This window comes from Mesorhizobium sp. M1006 (assembly GCF_040318825.1).
In the GTDB taxonomy this organism is placed as follows: Bacteria; Pseudomonadota; Alphaproteobacteria; order Rhizobiales; family Rhizobiaceae; genus Mesorhizobium.
Map to the genome: position 1 here is coordinate 1 of NZ_JAMYMZ010000018.1, position 17,957 is coordinate 17,957.

Below are 17,957 nucleotides of genomic sequence, written 5' to 3' on the forward strand. Positions count from 1 at the left end.
ATGATCTGGAACCAGCACAGCTTCGTTGTGCAGGCCTGGCGCGCGGCCACAGGAATGTCTTAACAATGTCGATGTTGGCTGGAGCGCTGCGCCGTAGCTTGGTTGACCGGTCGCGCGATACGCAGAAGCTGGCAAAAGGCCTGCGCGCAGCCCTCGACAAGGTCGCCGTCAAAAAGAGCTAGCGCTTCCCGTCCGCGCGCATCATACAGGGCTCTTCGAACCAGCCGACCTAACCAGCTCAGCTTCGAGAAGCTTCGTGAGATTAGATCACGCTCAGGGTCACGGCGGCAAGAACCAGATAGCGGCCGACCTTGGCGGCAGTGACCAGCAAAAGGAAAACCCGAAAAGGCTCGCGCAGGACGCCCGCGACGACGGTTAGCGGATCACCGACAACGGCAGCCAACTCTGCAGGAGCGACCACTTTCCATAGCGGCGATACCACACTTGCGCGCGGTCCAGTTGCGCTTGGTTCATCGGAAACCACCGTTGGCCCCGAAAGCGCTCGATGCCTCGCCCGAGCCGCCAGTTGATCACCGATCCAAGCACGTTGCCGACGCTCGCGACTCCGATGAACAGCCAGGGCGAGTAATCCGCAAGCACGAGTTCGACCAGCACTGCTTCCGATTGCATCGGCAGGATCGTAGCGGCGAGCAAGGCCGCCAGGTACAGACCAGCACAGGCCGCGAGATCGGTCATTGAACCGCATATCCGCCAGTCGACCTAATGATGGTGACCTTCGGGTTCGACCATCTTGAACGGCAGCACCTGTTCGCGATCTTTCGCGGTCAGCACCAGACCTGCCTGGAACTCATGCGGCTCGGCAGGGGCGACGGTGCTCTCAAGGCGGTGATGGTTGTCGCCGACAGGTTCGAGGCGAAGCGTCTCCGGCCCGCCGGGCCGGTCGATGATCACCGTCGCTGCCAGATCGTCGGCCTGGCGATCGATGGTCAGCCGCATCCGCTCGCCGGCCGGTGTGTCGACGATTTCCAACGTCCCCGCAGCCAGGCGACCTTAAAGGGCTCCGGCGCAGCGTCAGTTGCGATACCGGTCCGTGGCCAGCGCAGCGCATCATAATTCTGCTGTTCCTTCAGCCTGCAAAGTCTCCGCGAGAATCGTGAGGGTCGCGCCGGTGAAAGCGGCCAAGGAACCTGCCGCCGATCAGATCGTTTCGGGTATCTGGCTAAGGCCAACCGGAGCGGAGGCAGATATGCCGTATGCCCGCAATCGCATGGAACCGAACATCGGCAAAGTCTGCCGTGGATTCGGGCCTTGGCGCGATGCTGCGTGACGTCGATTATGTCCTGCAAAAACTCGACTGGATGCGCGCCGAAGGCATCTGGCCCAACGGCTTGCGGTATCTGTGGACCGACGCATTCGGGGTCGTGCTCTACGTCTCGCTTTGCACAGAAACTGGCGAACAGCGCTGGCTGGACGCGGCCGAGCGGCTGGTCGTGGATGTCGAGCGTGTGCTCGGCCGCCGGCGCGGACTGAGGATCGGCGAAGCGGCCGATCGCGACGGCCAGTACTTCCACTATCTGGCGATGTGGCTGTTTGCTTTGGCGCGTCTCGGCGATCTGAGGCCGGAATACCGCGAGCGCGGCATTGCGCTGGCGCGGGACATTCACCCGGCGTTTGTGGTCCCTGGCCGCGGCGTGATCTGGAAGATGCAGGAGGATTTGAGCGGTCCTTACCCCGGCTACGGCCTCGGCAGCATGGATGCCTATGACGGCTACGTCTCTTACCGAATGCTCGACGACGAGGAACTGGCGCCCGAGATCGCGCAGATGCGTGCCCTGATGGAGCGCGATTGGCGCAGGCTCGACATCGAGCAGGACCTCGGCCTCGGCATGATGCTGTGGCTCGCCCATTTCTTTCCCGACGAGCCGTGGGCCGAGGCCCAGACGAGGCGTTCGCAGCGAACCCTGGAAACGATGTGGGTCGACCCGCCCGGTTATTTCAGCCGCGCGCCATGGCTGCGCGATACCAAGTTCGCCTTCACCAATTACGGCGTTTCGCTCGGCCTGCAGGCCGCCGGTATCTGGCCGGGGCGTGTCGATAGGCTGAACGCCTTCTTCGAGGACTGGCGCTCCGGCGACGAATACGACCGCGAGGCGATCACCTGGGTGATGGCCTGCACCTCGCACCTTCCCGGCGCTTTTCTGACCCGGGGTGGCGAGACAATGATTGAAAGCGACCAAGCTCGGGAACGTTCCTCCGCCGGCGCGGTTGTCGATGGAAGTGCATGGAGACGCAAGGGGCGCGGTTGAAATGGCCATTCTCTTGGGAAAACCGGGAAGCTGTTGGGTGGCGGCAGCCGCCTCCACGAACTATCCCCAGCTCGAAGGGTCGATCCGTGCGGACGCCGTTGTCGTGGGTGCTGGAATTGTCGGGCTGACGACGGCGCTTCGGCTTTGCGAGGCGGGCCGGTCGGTGGTCGTCCTCGAAGGCCTGCGCACAGGCGGCCAGGTGACCGGCCGCTCGACGGCCAAGATCACCACGCAGCATGCGCTGATCTATCGTCATCTCATCGACAGCGTTGGCCGGGACCTGGCGCAGACCTATGCCGATGCGAATTCCGCCGGCGCGCGCCAAATCCGCGATTGGGTTAACAACTGCGCCATCGCCTGCGATTTCGAGAGCAAGGACGCCTATACCTACACCTGCAGTGAAAGCCGCTGCGCGGAGATTGCGGCCGAGGCGGAGGCCGCGCGCCAGGTCGGGCTGGAGGCCGAGATCCTCGACCGCGCGCCGCTGCCTTTCGTAACGGCCGCCGCGCTACGGTTCCCCGACCAGGCGCAGTTCAATCCGGCGATGTATCTGGTTGGCCTGGCGGAAGCGGTGACGGCCCGTGGCGGTCGGATCTTCGAAAACAGCCGCGCCACCTCGATCGACGAGGCAAGCCGCTGGCGCGTCGTCACCGATGGCGGCGCCGTTGATGCCGGGCACGTCGTCGTCGCCACCAACATGACGGTGAAGAGCCCCGTCGGCATGGCGAACCGGACGCAACCGCGCTGCCACACCGCCATGGCCTTTCGGATCGACGATCCCCTCCCTGTCGACGGCATGTTCATCGGCATCGACGACCCGACGCATTCCATCCGCACGGGCCGTGATGCCGAAGGGCCACTGCTGGTCACGCTCGGCCCCAAGTTCAACACCGGCTGGGACGGCGACGTGGCCAAGCGGTTTGTCGAACTGGAAAACTGGGCAAGAAAGAACCTTCCGGTCGGCGACGTCGCCTGGCGCTGGTGCAATGAGGACTATGATACGGCCGACAGGATCCCATATGCCGGCGAACCCGATCCCGCCAAGGCCGCCGGCTTCCACATTGCCACGGGCTTCAACGCCTGGGGCATCACCAACGGGACGGCCGTGGGCGCGATGATCGCCGACCTGATCTGCGGCCGCCCGAGCCCATGGCAACAACTCTACGATCCGGCCCGGCCCTATCCTGAGGACTTCCACAAGAACGGCCGCAGTCAATCGATCGTCTCGAGCACCCACGACATTGCGCCTGGTATGGGCGGCGTGATCGTCAGGGGAGACGAAAAGATTGCGGCGTGGAGAGACACCGAAGGCGCACTCCAGGCGGTTTCGGCGATTTGCACCCACAAGGGCTGCACCGTAACCTGGAACAATGCGGACCACACCTGGGATTGTCCCTGCCACGGCTCGATCTTCGCCGCCGACGGTTCGGTCATCCACGGCCCTGCCCGAAAACCGCTTGCCCAGATTACATTGTGAAGGCGGCGACCGACACGGCCCGCGTCACGCCGGCCGTTCGTAGGTTCCGACCAGCTCCGTCTCCTCCAATGCGTGTTTCTGGGCTTGCTTCCAGACCTGATGCACGCCCGCCTGTCCTGGTACGCTGAGGCTCGGCACATCGAGCGCGGCCAGCAGGAAGTGGTAATGGTGGACGCCGTGCCCTGCAGGCGGCTGCGGACCATCGTAATACGCATTGCCGAAATCGTTGGTGCCTTGCCTGAGTGCCGACGGGCCGGGCTTGCCGTCTTCGGCCTCGGCTAGTCCCCCGGCATCCGGCGGGATGTTGAACACCGCCCAGTGCCCGAAAATCCCGCTTGGTGCATCGGGATCCCGCACGACAAGAACAAGGCTCTTGGTACCATCCGGGACACCGGACCACTTCAGCGGCGGCGAGACGTTCTGGCCGTCACGCGCATATTTTTCGGGAATTCTTCCGCCTGCCCGGAACGCCGGGCTGATAAGGGTGAGTGGCATTGCTATTTCCCCAAGGAGGTTGCGACCGAGAAGCCCGCGCCTGCGCCGTTCACGCCGCTTGCTGAGCTTCGGCGACGCGTCTTATCTCGCCCGGCAGGGATTCCCAGACCTTGTGCATCTGTCCTTCTCCGACGTGATGGGCGAGTACCTTGGACACGACCCTGAATGCATCCTTGGAATCGACCGGGCGGGTAAATTCCAGCTCCGCCTTGATCTTGGCCAGAAACTCGTCGAGCGACCGCATCTTCTCGGGAGCTTTGGAAGGCTGATATTGGTCATAGAAGGCGCCGCGCACCAGGATCGGCAGCTGCGAGCCGAGGTGGGCTGCAAGATCCGGCTGCATACGGTCGCGCAGGGCGTGCAGCACCGCTCCGAGAACGTGCCAGGCGACCTGCCGATCCGGTCCAATCTCGTCCATGATCTCGTCGAGCCAGATGTTCGTGGTCTGCAGTGTCTTGTCGAATACGTCGAGTCCGGTGGCATTCATCGAAATCCTCCTTCCGTTCAAATCCGACTAGGTGATGTGACCAAACAGCCGTACCTGCCCGTTGTTCCCCCATGCGCATGTCCTGATGCGCATTTATTGTCGGAGGTCCCGTCTGTTGTCGGAGGTCCCGTCATGAGGGAATTCGGGCCGGCTTTTTTGCCGCTGTTTTTCGACCACCTTTCTTGGCCGGCACCGGAACATCCTCATGGGTGGACGAGTTTTGTTTGCCGTCGCCGATCACATGGCGACGAGTGATGCAGACACAAAAAACAGGAGAAGAACCATGGCACATCACGAGTTGGCGCCCCGGACGCCATCGCGCAGCCTCTACCCATCCGCGCGCGACCCGCTCACGTCATTCCACCGGCAGATTGACCGCCTGTTCGACGACTTCTTCGCGCCGATGGCCGAAGCGACTACGGCCGGCGATCTTTGGCCGAGCGTCGACGTACATGAAACAGACCAAGCCTATAAGGTCACCGCCGAATTGCCGGGGCTCGAGCAGAAGGACGTTGAGCTCAAGCTGCGCGAAAACACCCTCTTTATTACGGGCGAGAAGCGTTCGGAGCACAAGGAAGGCGAAGGCGGCCGCACCTACAGCGAACGCAGTTATGGCCGGTTTCAGCGGACCATCCCGCTGGAAGCGGAGATCGATGCCGACAAGGTGCAGGCCACTTTCAGAAACGGCATTTTGGCTGTCGAGCTTCCGAAGAACCCCGCTGCAAAGGACAAGACACGCCGCATAGAAGTGAAAGCGCGATAGTTGCCAAACTGAAGGCTGCCTGAGCAGGCGGCGTTCAGCCCAGATGGAGAAGAACGGCGAGCACGGCGGCAACCGCCCAGCGAGCGTCTAGCGCCGGGGATCGTCCGTTGCCTCGGAAACGCCTTCGAGAGCGATTTTGGCGGCTTCCTTATCGGTCCGCCCGAGGTCGGCCAGGGCAATGACGCCGACGAGGCGCTTGTCGTGATTGATCACCGGAAGACGACGCACCTGATGCTTGGCCATGATCTTCGCCGCATCGGTGATATCGGCGTCATCGAAGCACCAATAGACATGCTCGGACATGACCTCGCGAACGGTCGTGTTGCCGGCTGAGCGCTCCTCGGCGACGCCGCGCATCACGATGTCGCGGTCCGTCACCATGCCGACCAGCCTGTCATTCTCGCCGACCGGAAGGGCGCCGAGATTGTCGGCACGCATTTTCCGGGCGGCATCCCTGATTGTCGTGTTCGGGCCGACCAGTTCGGTCCGACGGCTCATGATCTCCTGAACTTGCATGGGATATTCCTTTCCCTGATTGCTGAGGCAACAAGTCGCCAGACGGCCCTGTTGCCACGCATCGCTAGATTGCCAGCTGGCCGGACGAGGCATGTACGGATCACTATCTTCGATCTTCCCGATCCGCGCTGAGGCGCGTGCCGGTGCCGGCACCTCGCGATCGAAACTATTCTTGGAACGTCCAGGCAGCGAGCGAGTTCCAAAATGGTACCGGTGCCGCAGCCATCCCACGGAATGTGGACGCAGGCTGGTGAAAAAACATCCACCGGGAAAACAGATGCACGCGGATTGAAGGTCATGGCTATCATCTTTTCAGATCGCCGCGAGGCCGGGCGGCAACTCGCCGGGGAACTCGTTCGCTTTGCCGGCCGCGACGATGTGATCGTATTGGCGCTGCCCCGAGGCGGCGTGCCGGTCGGCTACGAGGTCGCGCAGGCACTCAAGGCACCGCTCGACGTCTTCGTCGTGCGCAAGCTCGGCGTCCCCGGCCACGAGGAACTGGCCATGGGGGCGATCGCGCCCTCAGGCGTACGTGTCCTGAACGACGAAATCGTCAACGGTCTCGCGATCCCGCCACATGTCATCGACGCGGTCGCTGCAAGGGAGGAAAAAGAGCTTCTGCGCCGCGAGCACCTCTATAGGGACGGGCGACCCCCACCGCAGTTGAATGGACGAACCATTATCCTCGTGGATGACGGGCTTGCGACCGGATCGACCATGCGGGCCGGGATCAAGGCGCTGCGAAAAAACCACGCCGCCCATATTGTCGCGGCCGTTCCCGTCGGTAGCCCCGACACTTGCGACGCGATGCGGGCGGACGCCGACGAGGTCGTTTGCGCGACGACACCAGAGCCGTTGCTGGGTGTCGGGCGCTGGTACGTGGATTTCTCGCAGACGAGCGATGAAGAGGTCCGCGCGCTCCTCGCCAGGTCCGGGCCCAAGCCCGCCGCTTCCGAAGAGGAATTGGCTGGGCGCGCGGGCGCGGGTCCGGCGCCTGGCACCAGATCGACATAGCGGAGATGGATATGGACCGGGATAGCGAGCACGTCGTGCATGTTCCCGCGGGACCTGTCACGCTTGAGGGCAATCTTTCGTTGCCCTCGGATGCTCGTGGCCTTGTGCTCTTTGCCCATGGCAGCGGAAGCAGCCGCCACAGCCCGCGCAACCGCTACGTGGCAGGAAGGCTGAACGAGGCGAACCTCGCCGCCTTCCTCATCGACCTGTTAACGGCCGAAGAGGAGCGGATCGACCAGGTCACGGCCGAGTTGCGCTTCAATATCGGACTGCTCGCCGACCGGCTGGTCGGCGTCACGGATTGGCTCGGCGCCTCGCCGGAAACATCGGGGTTGCGTCTTGGCTATTTCGGCGCGAGCACGGGCGCCGGTGCCGCCCTGGTGGCGGCGGCCGAGCGGCCCGACCAGGCCGCGGCCGTGGTTTCGCGTGGTGGCCGGCCCGATCTTGCAGCGCACGCCCTGCCGCGCGTCCGGGCGCCGACCTTGCTCGTCGTCGGAGGCGCGGACAAGCAGGTGATCGCGCTCAACCGCTCGGCGCTGGCGGCGCTCCACTGCGAGAAGGAGCTCGCCATCGTCCCTGGCGCGACGCACCTGTTCGAGGAACCCGGCGCCCTGGACGAAGTCGCGGGCCTGGCGAGCCGATGGTTCTTGCGCCATCTGATTTCGGACAGATCGGCGTCGACGTCCTGACAGCTGGGGCTTGGATCACCAGTCCCGGGATCATTTGCGTCCTCAACGCGTTATGATCCTCATAAGACCGCGCGCAGCTGCAACCCGAATGGCTGTCGCAACCCGTATGAGGGAGAAAGACAATGCCGGACAAGAAAACCATCGAGAAGGCCCGAAAGGACAAGCGCGAGGGCAAATCGCCGAGCACACAGGCCGGCGAGTTCGTGCACGAGGAGATCGATAAAATCCGCCGCGGCGAGCACGGCGCGCGCTCGACGCAGCAGGCCATCGCCATCGGGCTTTCCGAGGCAAGACGCGCAGGCGTAGACCTGCCCCCGCCCAAAAAGGGCAAGGTGAAGGAGAGCACGCGCAAAAGCGCCGAATACGCCTATGAGGCCGGCCAGGGTGAACGCACGCCGAAACGCCGCCCGCGGGTGTCGAAAGCCGTCTCCAAGGTGCTCGAGCACGAGCCGAGGAGTACGGCGTCGCACGAGGCGCTGGCGCAGCAGGCCAAGCGTGCGGCCTCGCGCCGGACGGCTGAGGAGCGCTCGGCCGCTGCCAAGAAGGCCGCCGAGACGAAAGGCGCCAGCGGAAGGAAGGCGGCGGCGCAGAAGGCCGCCAGAACGCGCGCGCACCACGCATAGTTCAAAGACGGCAGTTCGCCTCCTGGAAATCCGATATGGCCCAAGCGACCGGTATCGAGATCTGCCCCGGCAGCGCGGGACAACGCCGCTGCCCAAGGCGAGCCTGCATCCGCGGGACAACATCGACTTCGAAATCACCGCTGACGAAACGGTGGCGCTGAACGAGCAATACTCGTCGCTCGCGATGCTGCCTGACGCGTGACACCGACCGGAGGTACACGGCGGCAAGGGCAGCGGGAGACCGGTCAGGAAAGCGCAGCCTGTTTCTTGAGCATGATGCGTATCGCCCATAACGCGGAGAACTCTGATCATGACCTCAGCTGCCAGCACGACAATGCCGCGAGACACCACTCAGACGAGACATATCGCTTTGCTCGGCGCGCCCTCTAATCTTGGGCTGATGCCGCAGGAGGGTGAGCCGGAGCCCGGCGTGTGGAAGGCGCCGGAGACACTTCAATCGCTTGGTCTCGCCGACCGTTTAGGCGCCGGTCCGTTGCGCTCGGTTCGGGCTCCGCCTTATCGGCCTGAGGTGGATCCTGCGACGGGCGTGCGCAATGCCCAGGCCCTGCGCCAGTATTCCAAGACGCTTGCCGAAGCGGTCGACGAGGAGCTGAACTCGGGAGGGTTCCTGCTCATGCTCGGCGGCGATTGCAGTGTGTTGCTTGGCCCTGCGCTCGCGCTACGGCGTCGTGGCCGCTACGGCCTTATCTTCTTCGATGGGCACACCGATTTCAAATTGCCGGATACCTCGCCGTCAAAGGGAGCCGCGGGCATGGATTTGGCCTTCGTGACCGGCCATGGCCCGACGCTCCTGACCGATTTCGGCGAGCACACTCCTTTGGTCCGTGAGGCCGACGTAGTCGCGTTTGGCTATCGCGATGTGCAGGACCCCGCGACTTACACGTCCAAGGCCGTCTTCGACACCGATGTTCACCGGATGGATTTGGCTGAAGTGCGGCGGCGCGGCTTCGCCGATGCGGCACGCATAGCGCTTGACGCGATCGCAGGGCAGGACATCGAGGGTGTATTCGTTCACTTCGATGTCAACGTGCTGGACAGCGAGATCATGTCGGCTGTCGATACGCCGGAGGCCGGCGGTGTCTTGCCCGACGAAGCTGTCGAAGCCCTTCGCACATGGTGCAACGATCCACGCGTGATTGGGATGGAGGTGACGATCTATGATCCCGACCGCGATCCGGATCGTCGCTGTGGCGAGCTGCTGATCGACATTCTGGTCGCTTCCCTTCGCGGCCGGTAGACCAATGGGAGTCCTGCACTTGTGCACAAATGCAATCCGCCGGCACGAATGGCCGTCGGTCTGACGGATCGCCGCGCGCACCCATTCTGTGGTGCTACCTCATCGGGAACCGTTCTCAACGAACATGGTTCGGAGTGTGCGACCGAAGCATTCGGCTTCTTCTACCCGGCTATCGCCAAGGAGATTCGCCATGACCGGCAAAACCCGTCCCACCGTCCTGATCACAGGCAGCAGCGGGTTTCTGGGCCAGGCCATCGCTCGCGGCTTGATGGAGCGCTACGACATCATCGGCCTTGATGTTGCCCGACGATCTTTGCCCGGCGTCGAGACGATCGAGATCGACCTTACCTCGGACGCGAGCGTGGCGAAGGCACTGGCCGAGGTACGCGAGCGGAGCGGCGGCCGCGTTGCCTCGGTGATCCATCTCGCGGCTTATTACGACACGACCGGCGAGGATAATCCGAAATACGGCGCGGTGACCGTCGAGGGAACGCGCCGGCTGCTGAACGCGCTGAGGGGGTTCGAGACGGAGCAGTTCGTGTTGTCGAGCACGCTGCTGGTGCATGCGCCGAGCCCGGCAAAGGGCGCCAGGATCGACGAGCGATCGCCGATCGATCCGGCCTGGGCCTATCCGAGATCGAAGGCCGAGACCGAGACGCTGATCCAGAAGGAGCACGGCGACATCAAGGTTGCGATCCTGCGACTGGCGGGTGTCTATGACGAGGATTGTCACGCGGCCTTCATCGCCCAGCAGATCGCCCGCATTTTCGAGCGCATGCCGACCGCCTATCTTTTCACCGGCGACATCACCACCGGCCGGCCCTACCTGCATCTGGACGATCTCGTCGACGCCGTGGTGCGCACCGTCGACCGGCGTAGCGCGCTTCCCAACGAGACCGTACTGCTGATCGGCGAAGAAGAGACGCCGTCCTACGACGAGATGCAGAAGCAGATCGGGCAGCTCCTGCATGGCGAAACCTGGCGGACCCTGTCCCTGCCAAAAGAGGTGACGAAGCTCGGCGCCTGGATGCAGGAGAAGGTTCTCGACCAGGAGTCCGACATCAAACCATGGATGATCGAGAACGCCGACGATCACTACGAGATCGACATCTCCCGCGCCAGGCGCCTGCTTGGCTGGAACCCGCGGCACAGCCTGACCGCTACCTTGCCGGAAATGATCCGGCGGCTGAAGGCGGATCCTACCGACTGGTATAAGAAGAACAAGCTTGAACCGTCGGCGGCCGCCGCTTCCGCGCCCGAGCTCGACCAGGCCGCCGAACGGCTGCAGCGCCCGCTCGAGCGCTCGGACGACGAGGTCGAGGCGGAAACCGAACGCCGCCGGGCCGCAACGCTCTGGGCGCCGCTGACCAACGTTGCGATCGGGCTGTGGCTCGTGGCGTCGCCCTTCACGCTCGGCCTGTTCGATCCCGCTTCAGCACCGATTCCGCCGGCGCTCGGACATGAGATCGCCTCGCCGGAGACGCGCGACGGCAGGCTCGGCATCAGTGAGATTGTATCCGGCCTCGCCATCCTGTCGCTGGCGCTCGTCGGCATGCGCCGGCGCTGGCACGGGCTGCAATGGATCACCGCCTCGATCGGGGTTTGGGTGATGTTCGCGCCGCTGCTGTTCTGGACCACCAGCGCCGGAGCCTACGCGACCGACACGTTGGCCGGCATGCTGATCGTCGCGTTCGCGGTGATGATCCCGCCGACGCCGGGTATCAGCCGGCGTGCCCTTGCCGCCGATGACGACCGCCCGCTCGGCTGGAGCTATTCGCCCTCCCTCTTCACCCAGCGCATTCCCATAATCGGCCTCGCCTTTGTCGGCCTGTTCGTCTCGCGCTATCTCGCTGCCTATCAGCTAGGGCACATCGACAGTCTTTGGGATCCGTTCTTCGGCCCGGGCGAAACGCCGGCCGGCAATGGCAGCGAGGCGGTGGTCACCTCCTGGGTCTCCAAGGGTTTTCCGATCGCCGATGCCGGGCTGGGCGCCTTCGCCTATGCGCTGGATATCCTCGCGGGCGCGATCGGCGACCGCCGCCGCTGGCGCACCATGCCATGGATGGTGCTGCTGTTCGGCTTGCTGGTCATCCCGCTCGGCGTGGTCAGCGTCGGCTTCATCATCATCCAGCCGCCGCTCATCGGGGCGCTGTGCACGCTCTGCATCGTCCAGGCTGCCGTCACGGTCGTGCTCATCCCCTATTCGGTCGACGAGGTGCTGGCGAGCTGCCAGTATCTTTGGCGTGCGAAACAGGCGGGAGAGCCGTTCTGGCGCACATTCTGGTGCGGCGGCCCGGCGCTTTCGGAGGACCAGACGCCGACGCCGGATCTCGACCGGCCGCTATCGGCAGTGGCGCGGGACTTCGTCACTGGCGGTGTGAATTTCCCCCGGACCCTTGTCGCCAGCACACTCGCCGGCGCCCTGCTGATGATCACGCCGCTTGTCTTCGGCACCAGCCCGCCGCTCTACTTCAGTGACCATGTCACCGGCTGCCTGGTCATCATGATCGCCGTTACGGCGATGGCCGAGGTGGCGCGCGCCGTCCGCTTTGTGAACATAGCGCTTGGAGCCTGGATCGCCCTCTCTCCGTTCATGCTCCCCGGCGGCGCGGCGGCGAGCCTCGCCAATCTGGCGATCGGAGCGCTGCTGGTCGGGCTCAGCCTGCCGCGCGGCACGCGCAGCGCTGCGCATTATGGCGGCTGGGACCGGGCCATCGTCTGAGAATGTTCGGCGGCGCAGGACGGTCGGCCAGGTGGCTGCAAAGATTGATCCGCATCAACCTGTCGAACACATCGAGCGGGAAGTCGGCGAAAGGCGCAAAGGCGGCCGTACCCTTCCAACTTGAATTTTCCGCGTATCTGCATTTCATAAGTCGGCAAATAAATTAGGGAGGAATTTCAACATGATAAAAGGGCAATTCTCTGCGCCGGCATCCTCGCCGCCGGTATGTGGGCCGCGTCGTCATCGGCGTCCGCCGAAAGCCTGACCATGTCTTGCGGCGTTGACGAGGTCTGGTGCCAGCAGACGGCGCGGGCGTTCGAGGAGAAGACCGGCATCACCGTCAATATGACCCGCAAGAGCGCTGGCGAATTCTATGCGCAATTGCGCGCCGAGGCCGCCAACCCAAAGGGAGACATCTGGTGGGGCGGAGCCGGCGATCCGCATCTGCAGGCAGCCGAGGAGGGCCTGACAGTGGAATACAAATCGCCGCTGCTCATGCGGGCCGGTTCTGATCAAAGCTTGAAGGATTGCACGCAGAGCTGGCGGACCTGGGCGAACACGCCGCTGCCGGCGCAAATCACCAGCGCGCCGTTTGCCAGCACCGTCTTTGGGTCGGGCTTGACTATAGTGCCGCCGGCTTCTTCCACCAGCAGCATGCCTGCCAGGCAATCCCAGGCGTTCATATGCTCTTCGACATAGCCGAGCAGCCTGCCGGCGGCCGCATAGGCGAGCATCAACGCGCCGGATGCGTTACGGAAAAACACGCCGCCCTGTGAAAACAGCAAACCGATGAGCGTTGCGACGTTCTGCATTTCGGCGCGGTTGGAAAAGCCGGTGCCCAACGAGCCGTCGGTCAGGCTGGTGGCCGCGCTTGCCCTGATCGGCTTGCCGTTGAGAAAAGCGCCGCCGCCCTTACGGCAATGGAACGTTTCGCCGGTAGAGGGCTCGTGGATGACACCCACGACAGTGTCGCCGTCCTTGGCGCAGGCGATGACCACACACCAGGCCGGAATGCCCCGCACGAAATTCGCGGTGCCGTCGATCGGATCTATCACCCAGACATGCCCGCTAGATCCGGTGACCGAGGCATGCTCCTCGCCGACAATTCCATCGGTCGGGTAAGCGGCTTTCATTGCCGCACGGATGAACAGCTCGACCTCGCGGTCAGCCTGCGAGACCATGTCCTGATGACCTTTGTTCTCGATGGCGAGGCTGTCGAGGTCGCGAAAATACTTCAGGCCGAGCGCGCCGGCGCGCCGCGCGAGATCGATGGCGAACTGTTCGCGCGTTGCTGTGTCGGGTGTCATGAGATCCTTGGGATGGCGAATGTGATCTGAGGAAAATACCCCAGCCAAAGAAGCTTAGCGGTGAAGATAAGAGCGTGCAAATGACGAGCCCTGCCTTTTGCAGGGCGGCCCCGAGGCCGACCGGTCTTCCATGCGCCCGACAGCGACAGTCGCGCTCATACGGGTCCGGGTCATGTCGCCTTCGATATAGATGATCTGGCCGGTCATGAAGCTCGACGCGTCGGAAACCAGGAAGATCGCAGCACCGCCCAGTTCATCGACCTCGCCCACCTTGCCAGCGGCCGACCAATGCCACGGCTTGCCGGCGATAAACGCCTATCCCCGCCAGACATCTTCGCGGCGCAGATCGTCCATCGCGCGCGAAATGCCTTCGCGCAGGATCGACACCATATCGTCGATCTACTGGCGCTTGATGATTAATGGCGGCGACATCACGCACATGTTGATCAGTAGCCGGACCAACAGGCCGAGCTCGTGGCAATGCGCGTCGATGCCGGTCGGCACCTCGATCCGCCTCGCTTATGACCCTGAGGCTCTGCTGGCGATAACCTGAATAATTTTTTGCGCAGCAGTGCGACCGGCGACGATCGCGCCCTCGACATAGCCCGGAAATGACGGCGACAGCTCCGACGAGGCAAAATGCACCGGCGGGGCGCCCGCCCGGATAATGCATTCGGCATCCGTTGCCGCCGCATCGACGATCGAATCGCTGTAACCGCCGCCGCTCCAGTGATCCCCGGTCCAGTCGCGATGGCTGAGATCGGTGACGCCGGCCGCCTCGATACCGAGCGCATCTTGCAGCTTTGATGTCACCGTTGCGCGTAGCGCCGCGCTGTCCATATCCCGCCAGCGCTGCGCCAGCGGCCCGCCGATGAAGACGACAAGTGCTGCATGATCCTCGTCCTTGCTGGCATCGCAGGCAAAAAGTCCGTGCGGCTCCCGCCACATCACCATGCCGCTCAAGCCCCTGTCGCGCCAGAAAGCCTTGGGATAGCGCACCAGCATTTTGATCACCGCGCCGCTTTGCCAGACGCCGAGGGCTCTCTCCAGCGCAGCCGGCAGCGGCGGCACGAAATCCACTCTCGAGGCCATCATCGGCGGTAGCGCGACCAGTACCGCTCGTGCCTCGGTCACGCCGGCAGGCGAAACGACGCGAACCCCTCCCGGCCCGTGCTCAATGGCCTTGACAGCTATATTCAGCCGCAGTCGATCGCCGAGATCCCGCGCAAGATCATCCGCCAGCGAATGCATGGTTTCGCCCACGAAATACTGCAATTCCGACACCTCATTGGTGATGCGGCGATCATTGTCGATCAAGTACCAAAGCGGCAGCGTTTCCATTGCCAGGCACCACAGGCCCTCGATCATCGACCGAAAGGCGGCCTTGGCATCGTCGGGATCGTTCTGGCGATCGAGCCATGCCGCGACTGTCAAGCCGGCGATGGCCGGGTCGGTCGGTGCGATCGCGTTCATCCGCTCGCGCATTCGCATCGCGGTGCCGTAAGTGCGCCCGGCTTGCGCCTCGCTCATTCGCGGCTGTGTGACGAATTCGCCTGCGACATGGGTCTCGACCAATGTCTTGCCGCGCGCTCGCACCAGCGCCATTAATTCCGGCATGTCTTCGCACAAGAACTGGCCGCCGCTGTCGATCCGCTCGCCGAGCCCGTTCTGCACGGCTTCGACGCGGCCGCCGACACGGTCGCGGGCTTCGAGCAGCACGACATCGATGCCGGCGTGGTTCAATTCACGCGCGGCCGACAGGCCGGTGAAGCCGGCGCCGACGATGGCCACATCGGCTCGTTCGATCTTGAACTTCATTGGCCGGCCTTGATCTTCTCGAATGTCAGGCGCCGGATCATTGTCTTCATTGCTGGTCCACCCTCTTTTTGATGGTTCATGCCGGCCTGGCACCGCGGGCTGCTGAGTTCGGATAGTGCTTGGGGAATGCCGCAGACAGGAACTCGTTCGCGGCCTGCAGCGCCGTCTCGCGTGTGGCGTCCTCGGTGCCCATCATCAAATGCAGCCACAGACCATCCAGCATGGCGCTGAGCGCCAGCGCCATGACTTGCGGCTCATAGGCATAGAAGCCGCTCTGCTTGAGCGCCGCGCAAAGATCGACGAATATGTTCTGGTAGACGGCATCACGTGCGCTGCTCAGCGCCTGATATTTCGGTCGCGATTTGGCCTCGCCCCAGAAGGCACACCAAGCAGCCAGCTTGCGCTTGTTGCAGATCGAGCGGTTGAAATCGGCTGCCACCAATGCCTGCAGCTGGCGGGCGGGATCATCGCCGGCCCTTTGCAAGGCGCTGCGCCAATGCGCCGAATACTCGTCATGCATGTATTGCAAAGTGGCGACGAGCAGCTTCTCCTTGCTCTCGAAATGGAAATTGACGATGCCGCGCGACAGGCCGGCGCCGTCGGCGACGTCGGCCATAGTCGTTTCCGAATAACCGCGCTTGGCCAATGAATCGATAGTCGCTTCGATCAGTTGAACCTGCCTTGTCTCTTTCGACGCTTTGCGGCCGCGCTTTTCGGAACCGCTTTTTCGCGCCGGTTCGAGGAGGGCTTCGCGCGCCTCTGTTGTCTTCATCGGGGTGATGGTCTCCAGCATCGCCGGCTAGCCGACCGGCATCGGCCGCGAAGATCAGTGGGACGGTGTTTGCCACTGTCAAGCACCTTCTGCATGGCTGCCCATATTCGAATGTTCTCGTCGAGATTGCATCCTTGGATAAAACGTCGTCGAAGGCATCCGTCGGCGAAAGGCAGCGATCCCGGCGATGGAGACCAGATCAGCGCCGCCGAGCCCGCCTGCAGCGGACCTTGGGTCGAGATCTACGCCGGGCGCGAGCTGCAATATCAAAAGCTGCTGAAGCGTGCCAAACTGGTGCCGCGGCTGGTCGTCAGGCTCGGCCGCCGCACTGCCAATCCGCCTGCGGATTTCTAAATATGGCCGACGACACCGACAGTCCCAAACTCGCCGCCGAAGCCGCCGAACAGTGGCAGCTGATCAACACACCGCTCGGCGAAAAATGGTCGGGCCGCACCCGCTATGCTGCGGCCATGTTCTTCTACAAACGCGGTGAGATGAGCGCTGAAACGCTGGAGGCCTACCGTATTTGTGCCAGGCTGGATTCGACCGATCCGCTGCCGATCATCCGCGACCGCGGCATTGGCCAGGACTGGCTTAAACGCATGGGTTTCGAATAGTCGGCCTCCAAATCGCATTCCGGTCAAGCCGGCATCACCCGCTTAGCCGATGGTCTTTTCCAGCATGCCGAGCCAGTTGCGATAGGCGATCTTCTCGATCAGCGCGCGCCCGAAGCCGCGAGCCGCGAAAGCGTCGAGCAATCTTGGCAGGCCGGCAACGTCGCCTATCACGGCCGGGATCATGGCGCCGTCGAAATCCGAGCCCAGGCCGACGCCGTCTTCGCCCAGCGCCTGCAGCAGCGAATCGACATGGCGCACCATGATGTCGAGACTGGTGTCGGCGTTCATCCTGCCGTCCTCACGCAGGAACCCGGTGGCGAAATTCAGCCCGACCATGCCGCCGGAGTCGCGGATCGCGCCGAGCTGCCATTCGGTGAGGTTGCGCGAATGGCCGCAGATCGCGTGCACGTTGGAATGGGTCGCGACCAGCGGTGCGTCGCTGATCTCGACGACGTCGCGGAAACCTTTTTCGTTGAGATGCGAAAGATCGATCATGATCTTCAGCTGGTTGCAGGCTTTCACCAGCGCCTTGCCGGCATCGGTCAGCCCCGGCCCTGTATCGGGCGACGACGGGAAACGGAACGGCACGCCGTGGCCGAAGGCATTGGGACGGCTCCAGACGATACCGAGCGAGCGCAGGCCGGCTGCGTGGAGGACATCGAGCAGGGTGAGCTCAGGGTCGATCGCCTCGACCCCTTCGATGTGGAAGACCGCCGCGATCGAGCCTTGCGCCATCGCCTTCCTCACATCGCCGGCGGTGCGGCAGACAGTGAGCGCCGAAGCCCGCTCCAGCCTGAACAGGATCGAGGCCATCGCTATGGTGGAGTTGAGCGCATCGGCGCGCGGAACCTCGGGCGGCATGGGCTCGCTGTCGCTCGGCGCCAGCGGCACCGCGCCGCGCTTGGATTTCTCGACAGGCGGCGGGAAGATCGCGAACATGCCGCCGGCAAATCCGCCTTTCTTCGCGCGCGGCAGGTCGATGTGGCCACTCGGCGTCCCCTCGACGAACAGCTTTTCGACGTCCGCATCCTTCGACTGGTAGAGCCTGAGCAGCGTGTCGTTGTGGCCGTCGAAGACGGGAATGAGATCGGATTCGGTCATGGAGGGCCATTCGGTTGAAGTGGTCGGGCCG

Annotated in this window: 20 protein-coding genes and 3 pseudogenes; 12 read left to right on the top strand and 11 right to left on the bottom strand. The window is 63.6% G+C overall.

Annotation, left to right across the window (positions count from 1 at the left end; translation table 11 throughout):
• The coding region (locus NKH60_RS18380) for a hypothetical protein (RefSeq protein ID WP_352872867.1) at positions 1–182 on the top strand (182 nt) is incomplete at its 5' end.
• 80 nt (positions 183–262) lie between these two features.
• Here the strand turns inward: NKH60_RS18380 and NKH60_RS18385 are convergent.
• Both NKH60_RS18385 and NKH60_RS18390 read right to left on the bottom strand, forming a co-directional pair.
• A pseudogene (locus tag NKH60_RS18385) lies at positions 263–696 on the bottom strand (YqaA family protein).
• Positions 697–720: 24 nt separating this feature from the next.
• Positions 721–990: a hypothetical protein gene (locus tag NKH60_RS18390; RefSeq protein ID WP_352872869.1), complete on the bottom strand. Its 270-nt coding sequence runs from the start codon at positions 988–990 to the stop codon at positions 721–723.
• Between the two features lie 266 nt (positions 991–1,256).
• Between NKH60_RS18390 and NKH60_RS18395 the strand changes: the two genes are divergently transcribed.
• Both NKH60_RS18395 and NKH60_RS18400 read left to right on the top strand, forming a co-directional pair.
• The gene (locus NKH60_RS18395; protein ID WP_352564563.1) at positions 1,257–2,267 is read left to right on the top strand and encodes a hypothetical protein; all 1,011 of its coding nucleotides are present in this window, start codon (positions 1,257–1,259) and stop codon (positions 2,265–2,267) included.
• 1 nt (position 2,268) lies between these two features.
• Positions 2,269–3,744, top strand: coding sequence for an FAD-dependent oxidoreductase (locus NKH60_RS18400; RefSeq protein ID WP_352831444.1), 1,476 nt, complete (start codon positions 2,269–2,271; stop codon positions 3,742–3,744).
• A 24-nt stretch (positions 3,745–3,768) separates the two neighbouring features.
• On the opposite strand, the gene NKH60_RS18405 is transcribed toward NKH60_RS18400, so the two are convergent.
• A complete protein-coding gene (locus NKH60_RS18405; RefSeq protein ID WP_352471470.1) occupies positions 3,769–4,239 on the bottom strand; it encodes a YbhB/YbcL family Raf kinase inhibitor-like protein in 471 nt (156 codons plus the stop codon).
• A gap of 49 nt (positions 4,240–4,288) precedes the next feature.
• The gene (locus tag NKH60_RS18410; protein ID WP_023677864.1) at positions 4,289–4,726 is read right to left on the bottom strand and encodes a DUF2267 domain-containing protein; all 438 of its coding nucleotides are present in this window, start codon (positions 4,724–4,726) and stop codon (positions 4,289–4,291) included.
• Positions 4,727–5,009: 283 nt separating this feature from the next.
• Here NKH60_RS18410 and NKH60_RS18415 point away from each other — a divergent pair, with 283 nt between their 5' ends.
• On the top strand, positions 5,010–5,489 hold the full coding sequence (locus NKH60_RS18415) for an Hsp20/alpha crystallin family protein (RefSeq protein ID WP_352831442.1): 480 nt from the start codon (positions 5,010–5,012) through the stop codon (positions 5,487–5,489).
• 87 nt (positions 5,490–5,576) lie between these two features.
• On the opposite strand, the gene NKH60_RS18420 is transcribed toward NKH60_RS18415, so the two are convergent.
• A complete protein-coding gene (locus NKH60_RS18420) occupies positions 5,577–5,987 on the bottom strand; it encodes a CBS domain-containing protein (RefSeq protein WP_352458287.1) in 411 nt (136 codons plus the stop codon).
• 315 nt (positions 5,988–6,302) lie between these two features.
• Here NKH60_RS18420 and NKH60_RS18425 point away from each other — a divergent pair, with 315 nt between their 5' ends.
• The 6 genes and pseudogenes from NKH60_RS18425 to NKH60_RS18450 all read left to right on the top strand — a co-directional run.
• Complete coding sequence (locus tag NKH60_RS18425) at positions 6,303–7,019, top strand: phosphoribosyltransferase (protein WP_352471473.1); 717 nt, start codon at positions 6,303–6,305, stop codon at positions 7,017–7,019.
• A gap of 11 nt (positions 7,020–7,030) precedes the next feature.
• Positions 7,031–7,708, top strand: a complete 678-nt coding sequence (locus NKH60_RS18430) for a dienelactone hydrolase family protein (protein ID WP_352471474.1) — start codon at positions 7,031–7,033, stop codon at positions 7,706–7,708.
• A 122-nt stretch (positions 7,709–7,830) separates the two neighbouring features.
• A complete protein-coding gene (locus NKH60_RS18435; RefSeq protein WP_352451168.1) occupies positions 7,831–8,331 on the top strand; it encodes a DUF6496 domain-containing protein in 501 nt (166 codons plus the stop codon).
• 370 nt (positions 8,332–8,701) lie between these two features.
• Complete coding sequence (locus NKH60_RS18440) at positions 8,702–9,589, top strand: arginase family protein (RefSeq protein ID WP_352831440.1); 888 nt, start codon at positions 8,702–8,704, stop codon at positions 9,587–9,589.
• A 190-nt stretch (positions 9,590–9,779) separates the two neighbouring features.
• Positions 9,780–12,311, top strand: coding sequence for an NAD-dependent epimerase/dehydratase family protein (locus NKH60_RS18445; protein WP_352850291.1), 2,532 nt, complete (start codon positions 9,780–9,782; stop codon positions 12,309–12,311).
• Between the two features lie 225 nt (positions 12,312–12,536).
• Positions 12,537–12,803 (top strand): annotated as a pseudogene (locus NKH60_RS18450) (substrate-binding domain-containing protein); the annotation flags it as partial.
• Positions 12,804–12,823: 20 nt separating this feature from the next.
• Here the strand turns inward: NKH60_RS18450 and NKH60_RS18455 are convergent.
• The 5 genes and pseudogenes from NKH60_RS18455 to betI form a co-directional block, all read right to left on the bottom strand.
• Positions 12,824–13,618, bottom strand: a complete 795-nt coding sequence (locus NKH60_RS18455) for an inositol monophosphatase family protein (RefSeq protein WP_352540227.1) — start codon at positions 13,616–13,618, stop codon at positions 12,824–12,826.
• A gap of 54 nt (positions 13,619–13,672) precedes the next feature.
• Complete coding sequence (locus NKH60_RS18460; RefSeq protein WP_352831437.1) at positions 13,673–13,888, bottom strand: hypothetical protein; 216 nt, start codon at positions 13,886–13,888, stop codon at positions 13,673–13,675.
• Between the two features lie 45 nt (positions 13,889–13,933).
• A pseudogene (locus tag NKH60_RS18465) lies at positions 13,934–14,125 on the bottom strand (aspartate aminotransferase family protein); the annotation flags it as partial.
• Positions 14,126–14,137: 12 nt separating this feature from the next.
• The gene (locus NKH60_RS18470) at positions 14,138–15,436 is read right to left on the bottom strand and encodes a flavin monoamine oxidase family protein (RefSeq protein ID WP_352831435.1); all 1,299 of its coding nucleotides are present in this window, start codon (positions 15,434–15,436) and stop codon (positions 14,138–14,140) included.
• 76 nt (positions 15,437–15,512) lie between these two features.
• Positions 15,513–16,229: a transcriptional regulator BetI gene (gene betI / locus NKH60_RS18475; RefSeq protein ID WP_502907750.1), complete on the bottom strand. Its 717-nt coding sequence runs from the start codon at positions 16,227–16,229 to the stop codon at positions 15,513–15,515.
• A gap of 72 nt (positions 16,230–16,301) precedes the next feature.
• On the opposite strand from betI, the gene NKH60_RS18480 reads away from it, so the two are divergent.
• Together NKH60_RS18480 and NKH60_RS18485 are read left to right on the top strand one after the other, a co-directional pair.
• The gene (locus NKH60_RS18480) at positions 16,302–16,562 is read left to right on the top strand and encodes a hypothetical protein (RefSeq protein ID WP_352831459.1); all 261 of its coding nucleotides are present in this window, start codon (positions 16,302–16,304) and stop codon (positions 16,560–16,562) included.
• Between the two features lie 2 nt (positions 16,563–16,564).
• Positions 16,565–16,825 (top strand): hypothetical protein, encoded by a 261-nt coding sequence (locus tag NKH60_RS18485; RefSeq protein ID WP_352814978.1) that lies wholly within the window; start codon positions 16,565–16,567, stop codon positions 16,823–16,825.
• A gap of 42 nt (positions 16,826–16,867) precedes the next feature.
• On the opposite strand, the gene NKH60_RS18490 is transcribed toward NKH60_RS18485, so the two are convergent.
• Positions 16,868–17,926 carry a dipeptidase gene (locus NKH60_RS18490; RefSeq protein ID WP_352500772.1) on the bottom strand — a complete coding sequence of 353 codons (1,059 nt, stop codon included), beginning with the start codon at positions 17,924–17,926 and terminating at the stop codon, positions 16,868–16,870.
• Positions 17,927–17,957 lie beyond the last annotated feature (31 nt).

What these genes read in the sequence shown, in the direction of transcription:
- NKH60_RS18400 (WP_352831444.1), top strand. Translation starts at nt 2,269, where the DNA reads ATGGCCATTCTCTTGGGAAAACCGGGAAGCTGTTGGGTGGCGGCAGCC.
- NKH60_RS18405 (WP_352471470.1), bottom strand. Translation starts at nt 4,239, where the DNA reads ATGCCACTCACCCTTATCAGCCCGGCGTTCCGGGCAGGCGGAAGAATT.
- NKH60_RS18410 (WP_023677864.1), bottom strand. Translation starts at nt 4,726, where the DNA reads ATGAATGCCACCGGACTCGACGTATTCGACAAGACACTGCAGACCACG.
- NKH60_RS18415 (WP_352831442.1), top strand. Translation starts at nt 5,010, where the DNA reads ATGGCACATCACGAGTTGGCGCCCCGGACGCCATCGCGCAGCCTCTAC.
- NKH60_RS18420 (WP_352458287.1), bottom strand. Translation starts at nt 5,987, where the DNA reads ATGAGCCGTCGGACCGAACTGGTCGGCCCGAACACGACAATCAGGGAT.
- NKH60_RS18425 (WP_352471473.1), top strand. Translation starts at nt 6,303, where the DNA reads ATGGCTATCATCTTTTCAGATCGCCGCGAGGCCGGGCGGCAACTCGCC.
- NKH60_RS18430 (WP_352471474.1), top strand. Translation starts at nt 7,031, where the DNA reads ATGGACCGGGATAGCGAGCACGTCGTGCATGTTCCCGCGGGACCTGTC.
- NKH60_RS18435 (WP_352451168.1), top strand. Translation starts at nt 7,831, where the DNA reads ATGCCGGACAAGAAAACCATCGAGAAGGCCCGAAAGGACAAGCGCGAG.
- NKH60_RS18445 (WP_352850291.1), top strand. Translation starts at nt 9,780, where the DNA reads ATGACCGGCAAAACCCGTCCCACCGTCCTGATCACAGGCAGCAGCGGG.
- NKH60_RS18455 (WP_352540227.1), bottom strand. Translation starts at nt 13,618, where the DNA reads ATGACACCCGACACAGCAACGCGCGAACAGTTCGCCATCGATCTCGCG.
- NKH60_RS18470 (WP_352831435.1), bottom strand. Translation starts at nt 15,436, where the DNA reads ATGAAGTTCAAGATCGAACGAGCCGATGTGGCCATCGTCGGCGCCGGC.
- betI (WP_502907750.1), bottom strand. Translation starts at nt 16,229, where the DNA reads ATGCTGGAGACCATCACCCCGATGAAGACAACAGAGGCGCGCGAAGCC.
- NKH60_RS18480 (WP_352831459.1), top strand. Translation starts at nt 16,302, where the DNA reads ATGGCTGCCCATATTCGAATGTTCTCGTCGAGATTGCATCCTTGGATA.
- NKH60_RS18485 (WP_352814978.1), top strand. Translation starts at nt 16,565, where the DNA reads ATGGCCGACGACACCGACAGTCCCAAACTCGCCGCCGAAGCCGCCGAA.
- NKH60_RS18490 (WP_352500772.1), bottom strand. Translation starts at nt 17,926, where the DNA reads ATGACCGAATCCGATCTCATTCCCGTCTTCGACGGCCACAACGACACG.